Origin of the sequence: Nonomuraea glycinis (assembly GCF_035920485.1) — a bacterium.
GTDB classification, from domain to species: Bacteria; Actinomycetota; Actinomycetes; order Streptosporangiales; family Streptosporangiaceae; genus Nonomuraea; species Nonomuraea glycinis.
In genome coordinates this window covers 7,029,691-7,053,737 of sequence record NZ_CP109166.1, presented here as the reverse complement: position 1 = coordinate 7,053,737, position 24,047 = coordinate 7,029,691, and the positions used below count along the sequence as shown (strand labels likewise).

At 66.1% G+C, this 24,047-nt stretch carries 18 protein-coding genes and 2 pseudogenes; 5 read left to right on the top strand and 15 right to left on the bottom strand.

Features of this window, described 5'->3' with window-relative positions; all coding sequences use genetic code 11:
* Nucleotides 1-3: 3 nt before the first annotated feature.
* The 6 genes from pglZ to OHA68_RS33010 form a co-directional block, all read right to left on the bottom strand.
* A complete protein-coding gene (gene pglZ, locus OHA68_RS33035; RefSeq protein ID WP_327103733.1) occupies nucleotides 4-2,805 on the bottom strand; it encodes a BREX-2 system phosphatase PglZ in 2,802 nt (933 codons plus the stop codon).
* Nucleotides 2,802-6,794 carry a BREX-2 system ATPase PglY gene (pglY, locus tag OHA68_RS33030; RefSeq protein WP_327103732.1) on the bottom strand — a complete coding sequence of 1,331 codons (3,993 nt, stop codon included), beginning with the start codon at nucleotides 6,792-6,794 and terminating at the stop codon, nucleotides 2,802-2,804. The genes pglZ and pglY overlap by 4 nt, the downstream gene beginning before the upstream one ends.
* A 159-nt stretch (nucleotides 6,795-6,953) precedes the next feature.
* The gene (locus tag OHA68_RS33025) at nucleotides 6,954-7,421 is read right to left on the bottom strand and encodes an NUDIX hydrolase (protein ID WP_327103731.1); all 468 of its coding nucleotides are present in this window, start codon (nucleotides 7,419-7,421) and stop codon (nucleotides 6,954-6,956) included.
* A 14-nt stretch (nucleotides 7,422-7,435) separates the two neighbouring features.
* Entirely contained in the window at nucleotides 7,436-8,257 is an 822-nt protein-coding gene (locus tag OHA68_RS33020) for a hypothetical protein (protein ID WP_327103730.1), read from the bottom strand.
* A gap of 4 nt (nucleotides 8,258-8,261) precedes the next feature.
* Entirely contained in the window at nucleotides 8,262-9,251 is a 990-nt protein-coding gene (locus OHA68_RS33015) for a tetratricopeptide repeat protein (protein ID WP_327103729.1), read from the bottom strand.
* A 3-nt stretch (nucleotides 9,252-9,254) separates the two neighbouring features.
* Nucleotides 9,255-10,010, bottom strand: coding sequence for a TauD/TfdA family dioxygenase (locus tag OHA68_RS33010; protein WP_327103728.1), 756 nt, complete (start codon nucleotides 10,008-10,010; stop codon nucleotides 9,255-9,257).
* A 292-nt stretch (nucleotides 10,011-10,302) separates the two neighbouring features.
* Between OHA68_RS33010 and OHA68_RS33005 the strand changes: the two genes are divergently transcribed.
* Entirely contained in the window at nucleotides 10,303-11,217 is a 915-nt protein-coding gene (locus OHA68_RS33005) for a hypothetical protein (protein ID WP_327103727.1), read from the top strand.
* Between the two features lie 9 nt (nucleotides 11,218-11,226).
* On the opposite strand, the gene OHA68_RS33000 is transcribed toward OHA68_RS33005, so the two are convergent.
* From OHA68_RS33000 to OHA68_RS32985, 5 genes and pseudogenes are all read right to left on the bottom strand, one after another.
* Entirely contained in the window at nucleotides 11,227-11,706 is a 480-nt protein-coding gene (locus OHA68_RS33000; RefSeq protein ID WP_327103726.1) for a hypothetical protein, read from the bottom strand.
* 38 nt (nucleotides 11,707-11,744) lie between these two features.
* A pseudogene (locus OHA68_RS32995) lies at nucleotides 11,745-12,155 on the bottom strand (macro domain-containing protein); the annotation flags it as partial.
* A 184-nt stretch (nucleotides 12,156-12,339) separates the two neighbouring features.
* Nucleotides 12,340-12,534: a DarT ssDNA thymidine ADP-ribosyltransferase family protein gene (locus tag OHA68_RS45425; RefSeq protein ID WP_407674518.1), complete on the bottom strand. Its 195-nt coding sequence runs from the start codon at nucleotides 12,532-12,534 to the stop codon at nucleotides 12,340-12,342.
* Nucleotides 12,535-12,705: 171 nt separating this feature from the next.
* Nucleotides 12,706-12,984, bottom strand: coding sequence for a hypothetical protein (locus tag OHA68_RS32990; protein WP_327103725.1), 279 nt, complete (start codon nucleotides 12,982-12,984; stop codon nucleotides 12,706-12,708).
* Nucleotides 12,981-13,439: a hypothetical protein gene (locus tag OHA68_RS32985; protein WP_327103724.1), complete on the bottom strand. Its 459-nt coding sequence runs from the start codon at nucleotides 13,437-13,439 to the stop codon at nucleotides 12,981-12,983. The genes OHA68_RS32990 and OHA68_RS32985 overlap by 4 nt, the downstream gene beginning before the upstream one ends.
* Before the next feature lie 251 nt (nucleotides 13,440-13,690).
* On the opposite strand from OHA68_RS32985, the gene OHA68_RS32980 reads away from it, so the two are divergent.
* Entirely contained in the window at nucleotides 13,691-13,933 is a 243-nt protein-coding gene (locus OHA68_RS32980; protein ID WP_327109588.1) for a GntR family transcriptional regulator, read from the top strand.
* Between the two features lie 79 nt (nucleotides 13,934-14,012).
* Here OHA68_RS32980 and OHA68_RS45420 read toward each other — a convergent pair.
* Nucleotides 14,013-14,612, bottom strand: a pseudogene (locus OHA68_RS45420) (DUF7008 domain-containing protein).
* Nucleotides 14,613-14,837: 225 nt separating this feature from the next.
* Between OHA68_RS45420 and OHA68_RS32970 the strand changes: the two are divergent.
* Nucleotides 14,838-21,569, top strand: coding sequence for a DNRLRE domain-containing protein (locus tag OHA68_RS32970; protein WP_327103722.1), 6,732 nt, complete (start codon nucleotides 14,838-14,840; stop codon nucleotides 21,567-21,569).
* Between the two features lie 71 nt (nucleotides 21,570-21,640).
* Nucleotides 21,641-22,258, top strand: a complete 618-nt coding sequence (locus OHA68_RS32965; protein ID WP_327103721.1) for a DUF6461 domain-containing protein — start codon at nucleotides 21,641-21,643, stop codon at nucleotides 22,256-22,258.
* Between the two features lie 340 nt (nucleotides 22,259-22,598).
* Here the strand turns inward: OHA68_RS32965 and OHA68_RS32960 are convergent, their stop codons facing one another.
* The 3 genes from OHA68_RS32960 to OHA68_RS32950 form a co-directional block, all read right to left on the bottom strand.
* Nucleotides 22,599-22,883, bottom strand: a complete 285-nt coding sequence (locus OHA68_RS32960) for a hypothetical protein (RefSeq protein WP_327103720.1) — start codon at nucleotides 22,881-22,883, stop codon at nucleotides 22,599-22,601.
* A 52-nt stretch (nucleotides 22,884-22,935) separates the two neighbouring features.
* On the bottom strand, nucleotides 22,936-23,337 hold the full coding sequence (locus tag OHA68_RS32955; RefSeq protein ID WP_327103719.1) for a hypothetical protein: 402 nt from the start codon (nucleotides 23,335-23,337) through the stop codon (nucleotides 22,936-22,938).
* Nucleotides 23,338-23,421: 84 nt separating this feature from the next.
* Nucleotides 23,422-23,631 carry a DUF397 domain-containing protein gene (locus tag OHA68_RS32950; protein WP_327103718.1) on the bottom strand — a complete coding sequence of 70 codons (210 nt, stop codon included), beginning with the start codon at nucleotides 23,629-23,631 and terminating at the stop codon, nucleotides 23,422-23,424.
* Nucleotides 23,632-23,782: 151 nt separating this feature from the next.
* Here OHA68_RS32950 and OHA68_RS32945 point away from each other — a divergent pair, with 151 nt between their 5' ends.
* Nucleotides 23,783-24,046: a winged helix-turn-helix domain-containing protein gene (locus tag OHA68_RS32945; protein ID WP_327109587.1), complete on the top strand. Its 264-nt coding sequence runs from the start codon at nucleotides 23,783-23,785 to the stop codon at nucleotides 24,044-24,046.
* Nucleotide 24,047 lies beyond the last annotated feature (1 nt).

Genomic DNA, 24,047 nt, shown 5'->3' with positions numbered 1-24,047 from the left:
CGATCAGTGTCCCAGCTCGAACTGGTCCCGCAGCAGTGCCGTGTGCAGGCGCAGGGTCCGCGCGTCCGGAAGTGTCTCCAGGACCTGGACCCCGTCGTAGTTGAGGAGCTGGCGCAGGACGGCGGCGAAGCCGTCGGCCCGGGTCACCGGGTAGCCGATGCGCTGGGCCAGGGCGGTGGCCGGAAGCGTGCCCGCGTCGAGGAGCACGCGGATTGCCTGGTCGACCTTGTCCATGGGCGGCTTGCGCGCCAGGAGGCTCACCTGCTCCTCGAAAGTCTGCGAGGCCAGGAGCTCGTCCGCCAGCCGATCGGCGGGCGACCGGAGCCGGGGGGCGAGCAGGGCGTCCTCCGCCGGTGCCAGGACCATGTCGAACAGCGCGTCACCGAGCTCCTGTCGTGACTTCGATCGCTTCTGTGCTTTCTTGGGCGCGGGCAGTGGTGTGGGCGCGACAGGCTGCACCTCTTCCAGGGACCACCATGGAGGACGCTGATCGCCCAGTTCGCGCCAGCCTCTGGGCGGCTCCGCGCCGAAGGGCAGGAACGCCAGCACCGGGATGGTGAACTCGGCGACCGCCGCACCACCGTGATAGCCGGCCTTCTGCGAGGTGTAGCGGGAGTCCGCGTCCCACAGCGCGACGATCTCGGCGCCCGGCTGCGGCCACACCACCCGCGGGCCGGACAACGCGATCTCGCTCTCTCGTACGGGCTCACCCGGGGTGCGGTGCCGGGCGGAGGCGATCCCGTCGCCGTCGAGCTTGATCCCGTGCCGGTCCACGACATGCCCGTGATCACTGACGATGATGACCGCTCTGCCCTGGTCCGCCGCCATCCGCAACAGCTCGCGCAGTTTGCCGATGTCGTCGAGCCGCCAGGCGCCGTCACCCAGCTTCTGCTCCTTGCCGAGCCGGTCGTCGATGGTGTTCAACACGACGGCGACGTGGGTGTCCTCATCGGCCAGCGCCTGGGTGAGCTCCGGCCCGAAGGCGTCGCCGACGCCGTCACCTCGCAGGTCGTCCTTGTGGAAAACGGCCGCCTGAGCGCTCCCCCAGAAGCGGTGCGCCGGGAAGAGCCGCTTCTCGTCGGCCTGCGTGCCCTTCATCAGTTTTCCGGCGAACAGGGAGGTGCGGGAGATCGTGGTCAGGGTGGGCAGGGCGGCGGCCATCGCCCGCCGCTTGGGGGTCCGCTCGTCCGGCAGCGGATCGTACTCGGCCCAGTCGCGCCGCAGTTCCTCCCCCAGCTCGGTGGCGATCGCCGCGCTCATCCCGTCCAGGACGAGCAGCATGACCCGCCGCTCCCTCTTGACGGCCACGGGCTTGACCACGCGCGTCAGGAAGGACTCGACGGTGAGCATGCCGCCGGGGTCGGTGCTCGCCTCCAGCCTCCTGGCGAAGGAATGGTCGATCGCCCGCCGCCGCTCGCGGACGTCGGTGCCCAGCCGGTCGTAGGCCGCTCTGAGCGCGGGTTCGGGGTCACCGCCCGACTCAACGTGCTCCAGCGCCTGATCCACCCATCCGGTTTCGGACAGGTGGCGTTCCATCGCCGCCGCCACCGTCTCCGCCTCCGTAGGCGGGTCGGTGGCGAGCCACTGGGCGAGCCGCTGCCCCATCCGTGCCCGGGTGATTCGCACGCGCGGGTCCGGGTCGGCGGCCAGGCCGTGCGCTCCCAGATCCCGGACGGCGCGGGCGATCGCTTGTGAGCCCCGGCCCGCCAACGCCCGGCCTGCCGCCGCGAACCGGGCGTCGAGTCCCGCGGCCAGGACCGGGCTCGCGGCCACCGCGCTCTCGGCGCCGAAGTGCGTGGCGAGCCCTCCTGCCCGCTCCAGCACCCTGCTGGTGATCCGCCGCACCTGGCGGGTGTGCTCCTCGTCGCCGTCGGTACGGCCTGCCGCCAGCAGCGCGGTCACGTACTCCTCGCAGGCCCTGCCGAACGGGATGACCAGCGCGTCCAGGACCTCCCCCGTCGCGGGTGGTTCGTCGCCGAAGTAGCGCTCGGCCCGGCCTCGGGCGCGGTAGGTCTGCTCGTCGGCGTCGGATCGCAGCCACAGCGACGCGCAGACCAGCCCGAACGCCACCGCGTCCGGCCCGTGCCCGGCTGCCACCAGCGCGAGCAGTGCCCGGCCCGCCAGGTCTTCTTCGCCCAGGAACGTCATGAGACCGGCCCGCTCCGGCCCGCGCAGGGCCAGCAGCCGCTCCGGGGCGCCGGGGACGAGCGACCATCGCAGCAGGGCGTGGGTGTCGAGGCCCTCGTCGTCGGCCAGCGGATCTTCGCTGTAGCGGCCGAGCCCGAGCCGACGCAGGGCCAGTGTCGACAGGGCGGTGCGGCGCGACAGCACCCCGCCCGCCAGCGGCGGCCAGCCGCCCGGCGGAGTGGCGTCCAGCAGCGCCTCGGCCGCCCAGTCGTCCTCACTCAGCCGCGGGTCGACCTGCCCGGCGCCGAACGCCTCCCGTACGACGCTCCAGCTGTCCACGGTCTGGACGCGCTGCTTGTGCACCCGGGCGAGGATCGCCGGGTCGAGCTCGCTCTGCTCCCGATCGGTCAGCACGACCAGCACCGCGGGCTCGTCCTGCCCGGCCAGGTGGCCGAGCGCCAGCTCGTGTACGGCGAGCGGCGACGGCGCGGTGGCCATCCGCGCGCGGAGCCCCTCTCCGAACTCGAGCTCATCCGGCCCGTCCCACGCAGGCGCGGAGCGCAGCAGGACGACGCGCCGCCGTTCGCCGGGAGAGCCGGTCAGCGAGGTCTGGGAGGACAGATACTGGGCGACGGTCACGGCGTTCAGCCGCACCGCGACGGTGACCGCTGTGCTCATCGCTGCACGACCTGCCAAGAGACCTCGATGATGGCGTCCGGCTCGCCGGCCACCAGTTCGGCCAGCTCAGCGGCCAGCTCCGCCACTGCTTGAGAGGCTTTCGTACGCTTTCGTCCGGAACGACTGGGTGTATCGAGCTTGTCCGATATTCGGCCGGAACTGTCCAGGCCGCCGAGCCCACCCGCGCCGTCCGCCGGTCCGCTCCCACCGATCAGGCCGGTATCCCCCGACGCGCCGGTCCCGCCGGCAGAGCCGTGTCCGTCGCCATGGCCGCCCGTCTGGCCGGTGCCCCCCGCCCGGCCCGTCTCACCGGCAGAGCCGTTCCCGCCCCCCGGACCGACGGAGCCTGCGCCCGGGCCGACGGGCCGCTGGGAACGCTTGATCAGGGCGGTGACCTTACCCCGCGTGCTACTGAGCGCATCGGGGAGGTCCGCCGCCGTCCGGGGGTCGGCGTTGGCCACCCGGCGCAGGGACTCCAGCAGCGCCAGTCCTTCCGCGCCCTGCCCCTGTGCCAGCTCCAGCGTGTCCCAGGCGGCTCCGGCCAGCGCCCGCTCGACCTCGTGCGCCCGCTTGACCGAGCTGCCGTAGCGGTCGGCGCTCACCTGCCCAAGGTCGAACCGGGCCAGCACCTCGATGACCTTCTTCGCCCCACCCGCGCCTCGCCCGGCTTCCTGCAACGCCGTGAGCAGGTCCACCGAACGGCGGGCCAGCGAAAGCCGCCCGCTCTCGTCGGTGTCGTCCAGCCCGAGGAAGCTCGCGTGCGCCTCCAACTGCCGGACCAGTCCGGCCGCGGTCTCACGGTGCTCCCGGGCGGCTTCGGAGATCTGCCGGGCGAACTGGTTGACCATGCGGCCACGGCGTAGCGTCGGCGCTTTGCCGCCGAAGATGACCTCGAACCGCTGCCGGGCCTCCGCCCAGTCGGCCTCCTCCGGCAGGGGCTGGCTGCGCAGCGCGTCACGCGGCTTGATCTGTGAGAGTTCGGGCGCGGGCTCCAGCGGCACGCCCTCGCGCACCCACACCCGGTCGTCCATCTCGGCGAAGGCCGCAACCACGAGGTTGGCCAGGAACGGCTCCAGGCCGCGCCGCTCCGGCCGGTCCGTCCAGTCGGTGAGCGTGATCACGCTGAGGTCGCCGGTGACGCCCTCGCGCTGCGCCTCCCGCCGGAAGTGGTCGGCCCACCGGGTGGACAGCTCGAAGTACGCCTCCTTCTGCTGCCCGAGCCCGAGCGGCCAGGCGAGGCGCTCCATCAGCTTGCGGTCCTTGGCCGGCACCTCCACGCGCCCGTCGCGCGCCTCGGCGGCGGCCCGGACATGGCCGAACACCGTCCTGGCGTCGGCCGGTCTCACCGCGAGGCCGGTGGCGTCCCGGTCCAGCTCGGGGTGGGCGGGGAACTGATGGGCGAGCAGTTGGCCCGCGACGTGCCGGATGGCGTCACGCAGCGACTGCCCGAAGGATACGGTCAGCCCGGCCAGGTCCGGCAGGGGCGCGAAATGCTCGTCGAAGCCCAGCTCGACATCGGCCGCCTTCTTCGCGTCCAGGCCGTAGGCGCCCTTGAAGGCCGTACGGACCTGCTTGAGCAGCGCGTCGCGCTGTGTCTCCAGCAGGCCCTTGGCCCGAGCGCGGTTGTCGGCGTTGAGGTGACCGGCGTACTGGGTGGCGAAGCGGTGCTCGTCGGAGAGCGCCTTGTCGATGACGACCAGCCGCTTGAAGTCCGCCATCCGCTGCGCCGACAGGTGGGCGGGCACCCAGCCGACCGTCTGCGGCGCCTTGCCCATGCGCGGGCGCTCGCGCAGGTCACGCATGCGGTTGACGTCGTCGACGGGCCCGTAGTCGCCCTCGTCGAAGGGCAGGTCCACGACGATCCGCCACTGCCCGTCGAGCTGGGGCTGCAGGTCGTGGTCCTCGATCTCGCTCTCGTCGGCGATGTTCCCGAAGATCACCTCGATGGTGCGTTCGGAGCCGCGCCACACCAGGCGCAGTTCGTCGGCCCCCAGCCGGCCGTTGGGACGGTCCACACCCAGCTCGGCCGCGAGGAGCTTCTTGGCCAGCGCGATCCGGTTGCCGGGATTGTCGTTGACGGCGGCGTTGGCCAGGACCGAGTCCACGTCGACGCCGGTGAGCTCCAGCCGTACGGCCGGGTTGGCGTCGGTGCCCGTCTCCTTGATCTCGGGAAAGCGGGCCGCCCAGTCGGCCACCTTGGCCTTGATGATGCCGACCTCGCTGCCCGGGATGGGCGCGGTCACCGAGCCGTGGTTGAGCGCGCCGAGCCGCCGGATCGTCAGGTCGCTGAGCGCGGGCACGCTGGGCGCGAGGGCTGACAGCAGTAGCGTGCAGATCAGCCGGTTGTCCCCGACGAACACCCGGCAGCGCTGGGCCAGCCCGGGATCGGTGATCGTCTCGGGCCGGTGCAGGAAGCGCTCGACGTCGTCCTCGGTGACCTCGTTGACGCCGAGCAGGTAGGGCCGGAGCTTGGTCTTGTAGAGCCGGTCGGCGGCCTCGAAGACCACTTTCAGGCTGTCCACGAACGGCTTGTCCCCGCCCGCGGCGATCACCTCGTAGAGGTCTCCCAGCGGGACCAGATCGCCCAGCCGCAGGTGACCACGGTGGTCGGCGAGAAGCTGTCCCATCAGCTTCAGACCGGTCCGGGAACGTTGCAAAGCGGAGGAGATGTGCACCAGCGTGTCCATGAACGCGGGCGAGAAGGGGTACGTCAGCCGGAAGGACTCCTCGTCCGCGCCGGTGCTGCCCTTGTCCGAGCCGAGCAGCGTGTCCCAGACCTGCGGGCCGACCTTCTTGGTCCGCTCGAACGCGGCGTTGACCAGCGCCGCCGCCTCGTCGTTCATCGGCTTGACCACACGGGCGTGGGCGATCTGCGGAAGGTTGCGATCCTCCAGGGTGATCTTGTCGAAGCGCCCGGACGCGAGGTTGAGCGTGTCCTGGATGGACGCCTCGGCAGCGCCCGACACCTCCTCGCCGACCAGCTCCCGCAGGTCACGCTGGCGCGCGATGAACGAGATGATGGGGATCGCCCGCCGGGCGTCGCCGCCCTCCACGAAGTTCGTGATCTTACTGGCCTCACGGGCGACGAACCGCTGGTCGTGGATGAGCGTCGCCAGCCAGAGGATCAGCTCGTCCATGAAGAGGATGAGCCCGTCATAACCGAGCGATCTGGCGTGTTCGGCGATCACCGACAGTCCGGCGTCCAGCGAGATGAACCCGTGCTCGTCCTCGACCGCGTTCCGCGCGAAGCCGGGCAGCAGGCTGGTGCTCGCGTCCTGCACGAGTTTGGCCCGCAACTCGGCCGGCGTGGCCGGATGCACCAGGTCCAGCGGGGCGCCGCCGTCGTGCGCCTCCTCCGCGCCCAGCGCGGTGTCGAGCAGGGCGGGCGTCCACGCGAACGACTCCCCCCACTCGTCGTCGCCCTCGTCGCCGAACCCGAGCCCTTTGACGACCGCGTCGTCGCCCATCCGCTCGCGCATGGCCCGGATGTCGGCGAACAACGAGTCCGTCCGGTAGACCTGCGGGGTGGGCGCGTCCGGGTGCAGCTTCTTGACGTGGCTGACGTAGCCGCCGAGCACCCGCTGCTCCAGGGCCTTGGCCCCCAGCATGTGGTACGGCACGAGAAGGAACTTCTTACCCTCGCGCTCCAACCACTCGTGCCTGGTGAGCACGGGGTCGAACTCCGGGCGCCGCCAGGCGGACCGGTCGTGTCTGAGCAGTGCGTACAGCACCGCCATGAAGTGCGACTTGCCGGAGCCGAACGAGCCGTGCAGGTAGGCCGCTTTCGACGTACGCCCGTCGAGAGCGGACTTGATCAGCCCGATCGCCTCGTCGAAGTTCTCCAGCAGGCGCTCGGTGACCACATAGTCCTTGAGCGCCCGCTCGGCCCCTTCGGGCGTCACCGCCTCCGCCAGGCTCAGCACGAAATCCGAGGTGGAGATCGACTCCTTGATGTCGATGACCTCGCGGAGCAGGGGCTGCTGGACCATGGGGGATGACCTCTCCTTCGACGCCGCGCTCGACGATACCGAACGATCCCGACACCGGGGTCGGACGCCGAAAACAGAGGGGGCGATCTCAACGATCACGCCCTCCCCCAGGTGGCGATGAGCCGGTCGGCGTTTGCCGGCCGATGCTCCCGAGGGATCTCAGCATCTCGCGGGAAGCTTCTGCCATCGTTCTATGCTTCGTTTGTACTGTTCGGGCATGTGGAGGCCAGAAACTTCGCCGTACCCGAACAGGCCCAACTTTTTGTGCTCGTTAGAGCTTCGGATCTGCTCGTTCCCGCGATATGTCGAGCCGTAGCTCACGATAAAGGTATGACGCAGCGGCGTGATCTCGTAGACCCACGTATCGATGATCGATTCGACTGTGACGGTGAGATTGAGCTCTTCGTACACTTCTCTGCATACGCACACTTCGGGAGTTTCGCCGACCTCCAGCTTCCCCCCGGGCAACTCCCACTCGTCCCGCTCGTTCATGAGCAGCGGTATTTTACCGTCGATGTCGATGACGAGCTTGACCGATATGGGCAGCTGATACTCGAAATATCCGGCGTTACGCTCCACCAGATACTGAGGCTTCCCATCGGGGCCGAGTCGGTCTGGACCATCCATGCGTAGCTCCTCCATTAATTGGCGAGAACGATCGCCGCAAGATCATCCGACTGTTTGAACTTCGTCGGCGATGAGTTCGACCGGTCCTGCGCTTCAAACTTTCTTATTCTTGAAGCTATTTCCTTGAGCCCATGACGATGCACATCAACTTTAAGATCCGCCCAGCTTCGAAGGATCTTGTAATCGACTATGCACCGAGCAAATCCATCCGTACAGATCAGCACAGTGTCCGCACTGTCCGGCGGGAATTTTTCGGTGTGGACCTTGAAGACCGCCTCTGGATGCCCGGAGAAGACCGACTCTCGGTGCAGACCACGAATATATTCGAGGCGGCGAGCGAACATGGCGTCCACGACCTCATGCCCAGTTTGCCGTTCCTCTTGTGATCGGTGGACGGCTTGAGCTTCGCGGCGCTCAAAGAAATCAGTGCTGACGTCGCCGACGACCTGGTCCCCTTGATAGGCGATGAGCGTCGCATCACCTATCCGGCCCAACTGAACCATCCGATCACTGAAAACAGCGAGCCCGATTGAACAACAGGGATGATGCCCCAGGCCCTGCGGCACGATGGCAGCCAATTCTGTGCGGGTGACTTCGCCAATCCTCTCGAAAATCTGGATGGGATCCACGGCCTCGTTGGAGGCGCCGATCTCAAGCAGGGTCTTATCGAGTAGATTGACCAGCCATTGGACGTTTGAAATGCCAGGGAGCGTTCTCTCGTTAGTGAAGTCCGTTGCCCCATCGATGACCCAGGCGACATTCCCCGAGAAGCCGACGCGGTCCGCTGTCGGCTCGGAGGTGGAACCAGGGCTCTGGGTGATATCAACAACTCTCACAGTTTCACCGTCCGAATATGTGCGGAACAACCACCAAGGCGATCCCCGCTGCGAAGGAGACCAGTATGCGCCCCCAAGATCGGCTTGTCATCAGTGAAAACGCAGAGAACACTATGACTACTGCTCCAGCCATCACTTCAATGAGCACGATAGCATCTGATGGCTTGCTCTGGCTGGCAATGTTACCTCCAGTGGCGATCAGAGCCACCACTGCCGCGAGAAGGCCCAGCAGCTGTAACTGTTGAGCTCTGAACTCCACCAACTCGCGCCTACTCGTCTCTTGCATGTCATTCCACCGGGACTGCTGCTCCATGAGGTCAATCCGTGTCCGTGTGGTCTGATATTGCGTTAGTCGTCTGTAGTAGTCACGTCCACTCCTGGGCTCCAATTCAATGGCTCTCGTTATGGATACTCGTGCGGAATCGAAGTCGCGGCGGATGGCGAGAATCCGGGCCTTGGTCTCATGGTAGTGCGCTATGTGCCCATCGGTCAGGATGATGGCTTTGTCCACATGACGCTCCGCCTCGGCGACCTCTGTCTTCGAAGCAGGATCCAGTTTCCGCTCGAAGTATTCTGCCATGAACACCGCCAACTGATGTACGACTCCTGCGACGTCCGGCATGTCGTTCGCCGCTTGACGGGAGAAGCGAACAGCCTTGCGGAGGCTTTCGACATCTCCACGATTACGCTCGGCTATCGCACGGAAGGTCGCAAAATACGGCTCTCTGTCGAACTGCTTTCCGTAGCGTGCGACAACATGCTCGTACTCGGTGTGACGTTCTTCTCTGCGTAAGCGAAGAAGCAAGCCGTACAGCGCGCAGAATCGCACCTGCCTATCGAGGCGATCACGACTTAATACTTGGCTCAGTATGTTTTCTGGATCGGGTAGGTCTTCGATCAGAGCGCGTATGGCCCCAGGGAATTCGGGAGTCGTCTGGCCCGGCAAGGAGCGCAGTCGCTTGATGACATCAGCATGGTGGCGAGAAATCCACACCTGCTAATCTTCCCCTTTCGCCGCAGGTGAGTACCCTCGTAGGGTGAACCCATGGTTGAGAGAGCGCGATCCGGAAGATTCCGCAACATTGGCAAGAATACGCACAGCGGATCTGTCGCCAGTGAATGCATACCTCCCATGAAGGACTCGGTGGTTGTGAATGAGATATCCCTCACCTGACTTGAAAGCATAGATAAGTGGGGACGCGACCTTCGCCTCGAAGGCATCGAGTAAAGGCCTAGCGTCGCATGTGGCGACATGCGGGCGAGCTATGCTGTCATTTCGATACCTGATGCGGAAGCCAGCGTAGGAATCATAGGGCTCTATCACCGCGCGCCATCGATTTCCCTTGGACAGGAGGACGACGTTGTCGGCCATCGCGAGAAGGTTCCTGCGCAGCAGGCTGCAGGCGATCTCCGCCCCATCCAAGAGAAGCGACTCGCCTCCATCGGCAGCCTCCTGCGTGTACAGGCAACCGATTATCGTCGGTTGATTGTCCACCTGCGCCCTGTCCGTGTGGAGCGGTAGTGCCTCATATGTGAATCCTTTGGCGTTGGCCTCGCCGGTGAGGTTCGGCCTTATGACGGTGACCCCGGGACTGATGTCGTGAGGGTGCCGATAAGGGACCGTCCAATCGTTCAGGGCGGACTTAAGTTCATTTAGGGTCGCTCCAGAAAAGAGGATGATTCCGTGCTGAGCCAACCCATCTTGCGCCTGATCGATGCGAAATTCCTGCCCGTTCGGTGCTTTGAGCCTCATTTCCCCCCGATCCCCTGAGGTGTTCGTTCTTCATCTTCCCCACTACAACCAGCGGCTTTCCCAGACGACCACTCCTCAAATATGGCACCTCCTGATCCGTACTACCCGCCACGCCAGAGGTCAAGGCGCCGCTTCGATACGCTATGCCTTTTCTCCAAGCTTTTTCTCGATTCAGCCGAGTTCCCGTTCTTTCACAAGAGAGGGCGCGCGATCTCCGCCCTGCGCGTGAACATGGTTGCGCAACATCGCACCATGATCGTCGAAGGGCGGACTCATGGCATGATCACCTCCCATGAGATGGAAAGTAACGATGGCGGGTGTGGTGGGCTTGGCGGCCGTGCCGGCTCCTGTGCAGGCCGCGGCGGCCGTCGATGTGGTCGCGGCGGTGCAGCGACTGCAGGCCCGGAGCCAGTCGGTGAAGGTCGTGCAGCACACCGCGGCGGACTGGCCGTACGATCCCCGGTTCCGCGAGATGCCGCGCGGCTCGTGCCGGGGTGGCGGCGGTGACCCCCACCTGACAGGGGTGGCGCGGCTGGGCCAGGGCGGGGTGGTCGCCGCGGACGTGACGCGGTCGATACCGCTCGGCCAGTGCCACCTGCGGCTCCTGCGGGAGGACGCCGCGGGTGGTGACCGCCAGGCGGCCGACCTCGCCAGGATCGGCTCGGCGGCCCACAAGGTACGCGGCGTCGGTGGCGTGCTGTACGGCGCGGGGCCGGCCTACGGCGGGAAGTCGTGGGTGCGGCTCGGTGGCGCGCCCGGTGGCGCGGCCCTGTACGGTGACCAGATCATCGACGTCTTCGACCTCGGCACGCTCAAAGCCCTGGTCGCCTCGGCGTCCAGCAGCAAGTCGGGCCCGACCCTCCGCGACGCCGACAACCGGGCCGTCAAGACCTGGGGCTACCGCGGCACGACCACACTCGGGCGGCTGTTCAAGGTGTCGAAGCCGTTCAAGCAGATGCTCGGCGGGCGGCTGAGCCCCAAGTACAGCCGGATCACCCTCCACTGGGGGATCTCGACCGACCTGTCCGGCAGGCCCGTCATCGTGCAGGCGATCTGGCGGCCGGGCGAGGGTTATCCGATGCAGTCAGTGGCGGTGGCCACCCGGTTCAGCTGGAATGTCAAGGCCACCGCCATCAAGGCTCCGCGTGCCGGTGGGACGGCGCGGGACCCGTACGGGGACGATGTCATCGACTTCTTCAGGTCCTGACCGTCGAAACTAGGCCGTCACCAGCGCCGCCTGGCTCAACCGGGCCAGGGCGGCCCCGACATCGGAGACGCTGAACAGATCCCGCTTGCGCGGACTCCACATGGCCACTTCTTCGGCTAGCTCGGTGGCGGTGGCCGAGGCCCCCGGCTTGGTGGCCAGGTAGTGCACAGTCGCCAGGAGTTCCATGCCATCGGGATACTCGTAACCGATGATCACCTGGCTGACCCTGTCCCATGCACGGTTGAACGCGGCATCCGAACCCATCGCCGCTTCGGCGGCACGAACAGCTTCCGGCACCACTTCGAGGTCTGCCCGAGCGCCCCCGGTGCCATCCCCATAACCCACCAGGTAGTGGCCTTCGATAGTGCTCAAGGTTCGGTTGAGGTCGGCCGAGAAGGGGCCGTACAGGTGCGGCTTGAAGCGGTGGCCGAGCTCGAACCCAGATTTCTGCAGCAGATAGACGACCTTGTGCGCTTCGATCAGGGACAACCGGGGAGCATGGGTGACCCCGGCCTGGAAGGCCAAGGCTACATATCGAGCAAGCCCGCGATCAAGCCGTTCAGTTGCGGCGTCAGGCGAGGAGACGTCGTGGCGGACAGCATGTCCCGAGGATCGGGAGTGCCCGGCCGGTAGAGCCGGATATCGAGGTCAAGCCGACCCAGCTTGTCGTAGATGACCGGCCGGACCTCTGACCATTGAAGCCCACCATTGCCACAGCCCAGAGGCGGGATCGCCACGCTGTGGACATCCAACTCGACGAGCAGGCGAGCAAGGTCGTCAAGACCGGTGCGGATGTCGTCCATCCGTGAGTTCTCTCGCCAGTGACGTTTGGTGGGGAAGTTGAGCACCCATCGATCACCGTCCTCAAGCCGTACGGGGAAGACACGGCCTGGCTTCACGCGTCCATCGGCACAGGCCTGGGCGTAGTCCACGAAGACCGCAGGGAACGCTCACTTGAACTGCAGGGCGATCCCCTTCCCCATGACGCCGACCGTGTTGACGGTGTTCACCAGCGCCTGGGCTGGATCTCGCAGCAGGTTACCGCTGGTTTCCGTGATCACTATCGCTCCTCCCCTCACCGTCCATCATCGCCGATCCAGGTCACGATTCCGTCCCTGGACCTCAGAAATACCAATGGTCACGGACCGCTACGAGCGGATGGTGGGCGTTCCCCGTCGTCTCCCGCCGAACCTGGAGCGCGATCTTCTCATCATGGGTGTAGACGTGAGAGATGCTCGCCCAGGGAACGTGCTCGTGTACGAGAAGTTCAGCCATCCGGCGCTGCATCCGGGAGCCGTCCTCAGGAGTGCCTGCCATGACGAGGTTCACCGACCACGTTGACGATCTCAGTGGTCATGTTGACTGGAAGATCATGGAAGTCGAGTACTGGAACGTGAGAAGCCAGACCGGTTGGCGCGGTGGGTGAGTGCCGGGTTGACGTCAATGGAGGTGAAGTGCGCCACCTGTCACCGGCCCACCTCACGCGGTTCATCGGGCGTGGCCGTCGAGCAGGCTCTCCCACAGCCGGTGCGCTGCGGCGGCCCGCAGCCAAGGACTCTCGCTGACACAGGTGCCCTCGGCCGACCGCACGGTCCGGCGGATGTGGACCAGGCCGGCCGCCGAGCACAGCTCGTACGACGGCGTCGTGCACTCGCAGGTATGAGCCCGGACCCGGACCGAGCCGCCTCTGGGCGCCGGTTCGGACCAAGCGATCGGGACGAAACCCTCCCGCAAGGGCTTCAGATGACTGCCATGGAAGTCCATCATGGCCCTACCTCCCAGGTCGATCGTGCTGTCAGAGTCAGTACGGCCGCCGCGCGCTCATGGGAGGGGCCGCGCATCGGGCAGGGATGGGGGACGTACCGGTTCGGGCAGCACGCCACGCCGATCGTGACGAACCGGCCGCCGGGCAGCCACTCCCCCCACCGCACGTCCACCCCTCGAGGCAGCAGGTCGAGAGCGGCCTCCAGTCGCTCCTCCAGCAGCACCCCCGGCAGCGGCAACTCCTCGCGGATCTTGCTGTACGCACCGGCCAGCCAGACCACCGCCAGCCAGACCTCCTCGAAGGTCGCCGCGACCCGCGACCCCGACCCGGCCCGCCAGTCGCCGGTCCGCCTCGGCGACAGCACCGACGTCGCGAAGTCAGGCGACAACGGCCGCCGCACGGCCTCGTCCCCCCGGCCGACTCCCGCACCGACCCATTGGTACGCGTGCCAATGCATGCTCAACCGCTCCCGTAGATTTCCAGACAGTGGCGGACCCCGCTCGGTTCGATCAGGCAGGGACCGTCGCCTTTGATGCCTAGATGGTGGACAGCCCGGCGGTGCAAAGGTGGCCACCGGTGAACCGGTCGCTGCCGGCCTACGCTGCCCAATCATGGCAGACCTATTAGGTCCTGTAAAGGTCGATCATCATAGGAGCATATAGATCCTTCTATGCTTGTCGTGAAGGGTCTATCTAGAGTTATGCCGTGATGGATTTCAACCCACGGATCCCGAAGTGGCGCCAGGTCGCAGACGAGATCCAGCGCAGGATCGAGGCAGGTGAGATCGGCTACAACGACGTCATCTCCGAGGTCCAACTCGAACGCGAGTTGGAGGTCTCCCGCCCGACGATCCGCCAGGCCATTGCATATCTGCGGGACGATCTCAAGCTGATCGAGACCATCCCGGGGCGCGGCTCGTTCGTACGCGAACCCACGCCGAAGAAGCCATAGCACGGTCCTGACCGCAGCAGGAACCGCGAGCGACATCCCGCGAAGGCGGGATGCCTCCATCGCGGATCAGCGCCCAGACTCAGCTCTTTCTTGTACGGCCACCGCGAGCGGGCACGGTCGGACGCCACTCCCGCAGGGTGTCGTCGGTTAGCCCGTTCTCCCCCTGGACCTGCTGCCGGTAACCGGCGAAGAAGTCCGCCGGGGAGCCGCTGTACATCGGGCCGAAGTCGTGGTGCCACTGGTAGAGCCACGGCTGGAGTTCGAGCAGGCCGGCGAGGAACGGGGTGATCTCCTCGCTGGTCATCGCCTGGTTGGTGAAGTACGTGGCCAGCGCCTGCGCCTGCTCCCGGTGGTCCCAACCGGCCCAGCCGTACAGGTCGGGGGTCTGGGTGTTCACCTGGCTGTAGGAGATGAAACGCTCCTTGGGCACGTCGAGCTTGCCACGAGCCCTCCAGTACGACGTCCGTTGAAAGTCGGCCTATCCGTACTTCGGCGGCACGGGAATCGAGTCCCGGATCTTCCGCTTGGAAGGCTCGTCCGGCGCAGCATCCTCCTTGCGCTGGAGATCCCAGACCTCCTCCCAGTCGGCCCGCTTCTTCAAGCCGGTCGGCTTGTAGAGACCGGCAGAGGGCCCCACCGGCAGGCGCGCACGATCTGGGCGACTCTCATTACCGAGCATGAAGGAGAACACTTACCCAGAAGACCAGGCTCCCACTCCTGCCAAGCCCAAGCACCACAACCGGAAAGCGCCTAAAGCCCGCATCCCTTTCCGGCTTGGACGTCTCCTTCGAAACCTGCCACCCACAGACCCTCTGCAGGGTTCACGCCCCCTCACGCCCCACGCTCACGGAATCCACCCTTTCCGTCACTGAAAAGGATCTTTACATAGATCACAACACGTGTCATGATCACTCCGTTTTGCACATATGTTCGAAAGGCTGAATTGAACACATTACGAACAGCGTCGGGCTTATCCGGCCCGACGCGCCGCCGCGCTGCCCTGATCGCGGCTCTCACGCTGCCGCTCTCACTGATGAGCGTGCCCGCGATCGCCCAGGACCCCACGCCAGGCCCCACCGCCACGACGTCGCCGCCAAGCGCACCCACCACCCCTACCGGCAAAGCGCTGGCGAAGGCCAAGAAGGACAACCGGCGCGTCGAGATCGAGTCGCTACACTCCGAAACCACCACGTACTACGCCAATCCCGACGGCAAGACCCTGCGCATGGAACAGCACCTGCAACCCATCCGGGTCAAGAACGCCAAAGGCGACGGTTTCACACCCGTCGACACAACGCTGGTCGAGACCGACGGTGTCATCAAGCCGAAAGTCGTCAAGGGCGATCTGACCCTGTCAGCCGGCGACGACGCATTCGTGGTGAAGAGCAAGAGCGCCAAGGGCTCGGCAACGATCGGCACCCCCGGCAAACTCCCCGAACCCACGATCAACGGCAGCACCGCCACCTACCCCTCGGTATACGGCAACGGCATAGACCTGGTCGTCACCGCCACCCCGACGGGCTTCAAGCAGGAGATCGTCCTGCGTGAGCGGATCACCGGCCCGGTCACCTTCCGCATCCCTACGACGGTGCCCAAGAACATGGCCCTCGGCAAGGACACCGCAGGCAAGCCGACACTGCTTACTGACGGTAAGAAGCTCGCCGATCTGCCGCCGGCACTGCTTCTCGACTCGGTCGCGACCGACCCCGAGAGCGACATCGACGCGGGCAAGGTAGGCAAAGCCACCGTCACCCTGGACAAGGGCAGTTCGGCGCTGGTTTATACGCCCGACCCCGCCTACCTCACCGACCCTGCCGTCGCCTACCCGGTCACGCTGACCGCGTTCGACGACGATTGGTGGGAGCCCGACCTGGGCAACGACACCTTCGTCAACAACGCCGATTACCCCGACGGCTACGCCAACAGCGGGCTGGACCGGATCCTGGTCGGCAAGTCCGACAGCGGAACCGTCCGCTGGCGTGGCTACCTCCGGTTCGACGAGATCCCGGCCGACCACCCGCTACGGGGCGCAACGGTCCAGAACGCTGACCTGGCCCTGTGGAACTATTTTTCCAGCGACTGTGGCGATTTCGTCGGATCCGGCATCACCGCCTATCAGGTGACGGAACGATGGGACGTCTCCACCCTGACGTGGAGCTCCCAGCCGCGCGTCACCACCACCGGAGCAGACACCGAATACGGCGGCTACGCCAGCGAAAACTGCACCAGCTCCATGAACCACCCATGGGACCTCATCCACTCCGTTGACGACATCGTCCAAAAATGGGCGGATGGCGACCCAAACTACGGCTTCCAACTCACCGCCGGCAACGAGTCGGACCTCAGGAACTGGCGACGCTACCGGACCAACGAGGCCGGCGGCTGCAATACGCCCCCGCGGCAAGACTGCCTGGGCACCCTCCACCCGCCCATCCTCACCGTCGACTTCGAGGTGCCCGCATCACCTCCGGAGGTGATCGTCTACTCCTACGAGGGGCCCCGAAGGGCGACGCAGCCCACGTACGAAGAAGCCGTGGCCATGCGAGTCGACACACCGGGAGACATCCCGGACCTCCCGCCGATGACCGTCGCTGACGAGCAGGCTCTCGCAGCTCGCCCCAACCATGCGGTGGAGATCTCGCCCGCCGAGTTGGAGCCCTTCACCGGTGAGTCCGGTGAGGACTCATGGGATGGCACCACCGTCGAGGATGGCAGTCCTGCCGACACGATCCCTCCTACGGTGACGAGTACGGTTCCCGTCGCCGAATCGCGGCAAGCCCCGGTAGGCACCCCCATCCAGGCCACGTTTGACGAGCCGGTGTGGGAGTCGGCGTTCTCATTGAAGAACATGGATGGGACGGTCATTGACGGGACGGTATCCGGTGACTCTGCCGACAAGGTTTTTACTTTTACTCCTGCGCAACCGCTGAAGGTCGGCACCACTTACACTGTGGAAGTCTCGGAAGCGACCGACGCTTCGGCGAACCCTATGACCCCCTTCCGATGGTCCTTCCAGACAGAAGGCGGTGCGCGCTGGTCCTTCGATGAGGGTACGGGGAAGACTGCTGCTGATTCGTTCGGCAGGCATCCGGCCACCCTCAGCGACACCGCAGCCTGGATCGACGGCAAGAGTGGGAACGCGGTCTCCAACCTGCCGTCGCAGGCGCGGATCGCCGCCTCCCGGTCCGCCGCCCAGCAGGGCAAGGCGGTCGAGGTCGCCGACGAGACGACCGCGACCAGCATCACCTATGCTCAGCCGGACGGCAAGACGTTCAAGACCGAGGTCGCGGCCGGTCCGGTGCGGGCCAGGCAGGGCGGCGGCTGGGTGCCGGTCGACACCACCCTGGACGAGCAGGGCGGCAAACTGCGGCCTAAGGCCCTTGCCGAGAGCGCGGTCGTGGAGCTCTCCGCCGGTGGCACGGATCCGTTCGTGAAGATGTCCGCCGACGGCAAGTCCTACGCACTTCGCTGGCCGACGCCGCTGCCGAGGCCGACGGTCAAGGGCAGTTCCGCCACCTACACCGACGCCGCGGGTGTCGGGGCCGATCTGGTAGTAACGGCCTTGCCGACCGGGTTCCGGCATGAGGTGGTGCTGCGACAGCGGCCCGCCAAGCAGGTGGAGCTGAGGATCGGCGTCGAAGACGAAGGGCTGACCCTGTCGGAAGGCAAGGGCGGCCGGCTGCTGCTGAAGGGCAAGGACAAGAAGCTCGTCGCCGCAGGGACACGTCCGATCGTGTCGGACGGCAGCGGCAAGGACCGCCCTGCGATGGCCAAGCGTGGCAAGGCCGGCACGGATGTGGTCACCAAGGGCGGTCGTACGGAGCTGGTGGTCAAGCCAGATCAGGCGTTCCTGGTGAACGCCGGTACCACCTATCCGGTGCGGGTGGCCGCAGCGGTCACGTTGCCCCTCGGTGCCGACATCGACGTCAGCTCGGACGGCTTGCCCGCGCTCCCGGACAATCCGGTCATGCTCGCCGGCACCATGACGGGCGGAACGAAGGCCCGGGTGCACCTGCGGTTCGATACCACGGGTCTGCAGGGCACCACGGTGACCGACGCCACACTGTCGATGAACACCATCGACAGCCACAACTGCGGCGCCGCACTCGCCAACGGCATCCAAGTCGCCCGCCTCACCGGCGCGTGGGACCCCGCGAACCTGTACTGGGCCAACAAGCCAGCCCACACCACCGAGGACGCCTCGACCAACTTCAAGGGCGTCGACCAGAACTGTGACATCTACCCGGACAGCATGGACTGGAACGTCACCGGCATCGCCCAGGACTGGGCCGCCGGCGCCGCCAACCACGGCCTGGTGCTCAAGTCGCCCGGCGAGACGAACATCAACAACTACCGGGTGTTCACCTCCTCCGAAGAAACCGACTTCAACCTGCCGCCGACATTGACCGTCACCACCAGTGGACCGGCATCGCAACCGGCGCTCTCGGCCCCGGCCATCACACCGGCGCACACGGTGGACGGCACCACGGTGACGACCTCACTCACCCCGCAACTCGCTGCGACCGTCGCCGACACCGCGGGCGGCAACCTCACCGGCCAGTTCGAGGTCGAGCACGACCCCGCCGCCACTGGACAGGGCAGTGGCCAGATCTGGACCGGCGCCTCATCAGAGGTCACCTCCGGAGGCCAGGCCACGGTGAGTGTCCCGGCGGGCATGCTGACCGACGGCTGGAAGATCCGCTGGCGGGCCCGCGCGGCCAACGCCGCCGCATCCACCACCTCGGCTTGGACGGGCTGGCAGACAGCCACGGTCGATGTGCCGAACCCGACAGTCGGCGCCTTTCAGGTCACCCCCTCCCAGGTGGTCGACGGCGTCACGGTGGCCACCAGCCTGACTCCGGCCCTGCGCACCATGGTCACCGACCCGGCTGCGCAGCCACTGCGGGCTGAGTTCGAGGTCGAGCACGACCCGGCCGCGACGGGGCAGGGCACCGGCCAGATCTGGACCGATGCCGTGGACGGCATTGCCTCGGGCTCCGAAGCCAGCCTTGCCGTCCCGGATGGGAAGCTGTCCGACGGGTGGAAGGTGCGCTGGCGGGTCCGGGCGGTCAATACCGCCACCACGGTCGGCTCGCCGTGGTCGGACTGGCAGGCTCTGATCGTGGATTTGCCAGACCCGGTCTCCGAACCGGCCGTAGGAGCGCTGCAGGTCACCCCGTCCGTGCAGGTGGACGGCGTCACCGTCGCCCCCACGTTGACTCCGGCGCTGCTGGCCCAGGTGAGCGACCCAGCTGGCCAGGCGCTGCGCGCCGAAGCCGAGCTCGAGCATGACCCGGCCGCACCTGAAGGCCAGGGGAGCGGCCAGATCTGGACCGGCAACGCCGACAACATCCTGGCTGGCACCCAGGCGAGTATCACCGTCCCGGCTGGCACCCTGGCCGACGGCTGGAAGGTTCGCTGGCGGGCACGCGCGGTCTCGACCACCGCCGCCTCCGCCTGGTCGGACTGGCAGTCCTTCACCGTCGGCCTGCCCAGGCCCACCGCCACCGGCCTGGCCGTCACCCCGTCCAAGGTGGTGGACGGCGTGACGGTGACCGATACGCTCACCCCCACGCTGCGGGCCACCCTCACCCACCCGACTGGCCAGGCCTTACGGGCCGAAGCCGAAATCGAACACGACCCGACGGCTACTGGGCAGGGCCCCGGCCAGATCTGGACCGGTGCCGTGGATAACGTGGCCTCCGGCACCCAGGCGAGCATCGCGGTCCCGGCGGACAAGCTGGCCGACGGGTGGAAGGTGCGCTGGCGCCTGCGCGCGGTCACCGACCAGGCCGCCTCGGCATGGTCGGACTGGCAGCAGGTCACCGTCGACGTCACCCAGCCCGGCGAAGAGCCCCTGGCCCGTACGGCCGGACCGGTGATCCGCACTGACCAGAGCTTCACCGCCGCCGCCTGGCTGCGTTGGAGCGACAAGGACGGCGACTACACCGTCCTCGAGCAGAAGGGCACCCACCAGGCACCCTTCCGGCTCGGCAACACCGCCGATCATGGTCTGGTGTTCACCTTCACCAGCGCCGACACCACGGATGCGACGGTCGAAGGCGTGCTGTCCGATGTCGAGCCACCGGTCAATGAGTGGTTCCACCTGGTCGGCGTGTACGACGCGACTGCCAAGACCGCCTCGCTGTACCTCAACGGATATCTCGTCAAGGCCCAGCCGTTGAACCTCGCAGCATGGCACGCCCCGCAGGCCCTGACGCTGGGAACCAGCATTCGAGGAGATCTGGACGAGGCACGCACGTATCAGCGGGCGCTCAGCGCAAGCGAGGTCGGTGCCCTCGCCACGGGTCCGGCCGCGCCGACGTCCGTCCCGAGAGCCGCGGTGAGCGGACTCGCCGCTCTGGACGAGCCCAATCCGTACGAGGTCGAGTATCGGCACTTCACCCTCGACACCTGCCGGACGAAGGCTCCCAAGGAGGCCATTTGGGGGATCTGGACGGACGCCACCGTTTTCAGTGGCTGCTCCGTTCGATGGTTCGGGATTAGTATGTGGTTCGACGACATCGACCCCGACACGGGCATGAAGAAGAAGGTCAGGCTGAAGTTGCCGGACGGCCAAGACGGCATGGACCTCATGATGCGTTCGACCACCGTCATGAACACCTATCTGGGCACGCGTGACGGAGCCGGAATTCGCAAACCGGGAAGTGATGGCGTGACCGGTCCGCTGACCCCTCAGGAATTCTCGATGTGGGTCGCGTTCGATCAGGTCGATTACGACGAGTTGACCGGCATCGGTAATGCGCGTCTCGAGCTGTCGGTGACGTCCAAGCCAGACTCGAGCACGTCGACGTGTCAGAAGACGGTGAACGGCGACAGGGAAGCCCGCATCAGGGACTGGAACAACACGATACGGTACTACCGCTTCAAGTCGCAGAGTCCTGGCAAGGACATACGCAGGTGTACGGTATTCCCCTCGGCGAAGATCAAGGACCTTGTCACCAATGTCGGGCCGTCGAGCTTCCCGCTTTGGGACAAACTCAAGAACGACCGGCAGAACGGCATCTGGACTCCGCCGACCGTTCGCTGCGACGACGAGACCCTGGGCCCAGGCTCTCCCGGGAACTGGCCGGAGGAGAAGCGGGTCCGGTATACGGGTGCCTGCATCTTCCCTGATGTGAGCCGCATCTACCAGACGGACGTGGATCACGTCAAACGAGGACCGGTCGCCGCACACATCTGGGCCGCGTTCAACACCCCCGACGCCACCAATCCCCAGAAGGCGCCGGGACAGAAAGTGATCCCAGGGAACTGGAACGGGAAGACACCCGGCACTCGAGCTGCACTGACCAGGATCAACGAGAACGAGCTACGTCCCGGCGACCCCAAGAATCGCACATGGAAGCAGGTCCAGGTATCGGAACGCCGTAAGGCATGTCGGACCGCAAAGGTGGTCGGAGACTGCGACGAATTCCCCTTCAATTCAGTCAAGGAGGGTCCTGGATGGGGGGACGGCAATTTCTCTGTTCAGGGCGTTCCCGCAAGTAACAACAAGAGTGACGGCTGGTATCTCTCAGTGTTCTATGCTCGATACCGGGTTCTTATCCCGGAAGGCATAAAGCGGCCTACCGGCGACCGATTCTGGGTGAGCGTTAAGGGCACTCCTTCGCCCTGACCCAGTTACCCCACCCGGCCCGAGCGGGCCGGGTGGGTTCCTCGTGACCGATCGATCAGGAGGCTGATCTCATGCCGGAAGACGCTCTGTATCAACTGCTCCGCTCATACGACCCCAGCGACGTCTCGATGCAGCAGTTCTACGCCGTATGGGTGGAAGCCATCCCTGTCGAGGAAGCAATCGTCGTGCTGAATGGCGATCCGGCCACCGGCACACCCGACAGCTTCGCCGGGTGGGGTTCCGGCTCCGACGGTAGCGGCGATGAGCCGGGCGGTCTGCTGGTGGGACCGATCGGCGAATGGACACTGATGATCGGCGACTACCGTTTGACAATGGACGATACTCTGCTTGCGTTGTCGCGTCACGGTGCTCGGGTTCTGGCCATTGAGTGGGATTGTGACAGCCAAACGTTGCTCAAGTATGCGAAGGACGGTGAGCTGATCACCGTTCTCGATGTCCTCGACACCGATGAACGCTCCGGAAGCGCTCCGGACGCGCTCGACCCCTACCTTCACGGCCTCCGTTTCAACATCGACGACGACCTGCCCGGCGAACCCCCGATCTACCTCGACGAGAGCTTCACCTCCGCGCTGACCGCCATCGGCCGTGTTGTCGGCCACCAACTCGACCGGGACTGGCTGGAAGCCACCCACACGACGTATGTCGTGCCGGCCAACGACTTCGAGTAGCCTCAGCCTCTGTACCTGATCAATCTGGTCCCAAGAGCGCCTGACGCAATGAAGTGAGGCGTCGCCAGCAGACGAGCGCGCAGGCCAGTTCGAGGAAGGCCTCGTGGATGTCGGCGCGGACTTCCAAGCGGAGGCGCAGCGGCTGCGGGGCTTCGCCTATGTTCGAGGCCAGAAGACGCGGAGTGCCAGAAACTACACAGCGTGATCAACGATCACCGGGAAACGTTCAATCATTATGCACCGGACAGAGATCCGCGACCAGAAGACCGTGCCGCCTGCAGGCTGACCCGGTGACGCCAAGACGAGCCGCAGGCCGTTTCGCTGGAGCTTGGCTGCGTGGTCACCCGGCGAAGCCGTCAAGAAGGCTTTCCCAGAGCCGAGCCGCCTCGGCGGGCCGGAGCCAGGGGCTTTCGCTGACGTCGTTGCCGTCGAGCGATCTCACCGTCCGGCGGATGTGGACCAGGCCGCCTGCCGAGCACAATTCATACGATGCCAGCGCGCAGTCACAGGTGTGGGCCCGAATCCTGACGGAACCGCATCTGGGCACCGACTCCGACCAGTCGATCACGACGTGCCCCCATCGCAAGGGTTTCAGATGCGTGCCGTGGAATTCCTGCATGGCCATGCCGACCTCCAAAGGCCGATCGTGCGGTCAGAGTCAGTACGGCCGCCGCACGCTACGGGCAGGGGCGGCGCATCGGGCACGGATGGGGGACATGCCGGTTCGGGCAGCAGAACACGCCGATGGTGACGAAACGACCGCCACGCAGCCACTCGCCCCAGCGCACGTCCACGCCGCGAGGCAGCAGGTCGAGGGCGGCCTCCAGTCGCTCCTCAAGCAGGACCTCCGGCAGCGGCAACTCCTCGCGGATCTTGCTGTACGCACCGGCCAGCCAGACCACCGCCAGCCACACCTCCCCAAAGGTCACCGCCACCTGCGGCCCCGGCCCGGCCGGCCAGTCGCCGATCCGCATCGGGGACAGCACCGACGTCGGAAAGTCAGGCGACAACGGCCGCCGCACGGCCTCGTTGCCCCGGACAGCTCCCGCACCGACCCATTGGTACGCGTGCCAATGCATACTCAGCCGCTCCCGTAGATTTTCCGGACAGGGGCGGGCCCCGCTTGGTTCGATCAGGCAGGGGCCGTCGCCTTCGGGTGATGCCTAGATGGTGGCCAGCCCGGCGGCGCGAAGCTCGTCACCGGTGAACCGGAGCGTCCCGGCGTCCGGGTTTTTCGCATCACGCAGCGCGAAGGCATCCTCCAGGCCCGGGATCGGAGCGATCAGGACGCAGCTCTCCACGCCCTCCTGCTGACTCCCGCCGCACACCCTGCTGAACGACACCTCGCCGAGCGGCCTGCTGTACAGATCCATCAGGCGATCCCCTCTCTTCGGGCCTCAGACCGTCGTTGACGTGGCACGACTTTACTCAAGGCTATGCGCACCTGTCTAGGGCTAGTCTCCCAACGACATGTACTGTTCCGTCTATGTCTGTAAGTCGATGACGGTTTAGAGTCCGCCTGTGATGTTGCCTGACACGCCTTGGTCGGCCGAGGACTGGAACCCCGAGTTCTACCGATACGAGCAGATAGCGGAATGGGTCGCGGAGCGCATCCAGAAAGGTGCCTACCCGCCGCGTACCGTCCTGTCCGAAGTGCAGCTCCAGGGCTACTTCGGCGTCGGTCGTGACACCATCCGCAAGGCGTTCGCAATCCTCCGCGAGCGCGGGATGATCATCACCAAGCCCGGCAGAGGATCCGTCGTGCGCCGCAGCGACGCCGGATCCTGAG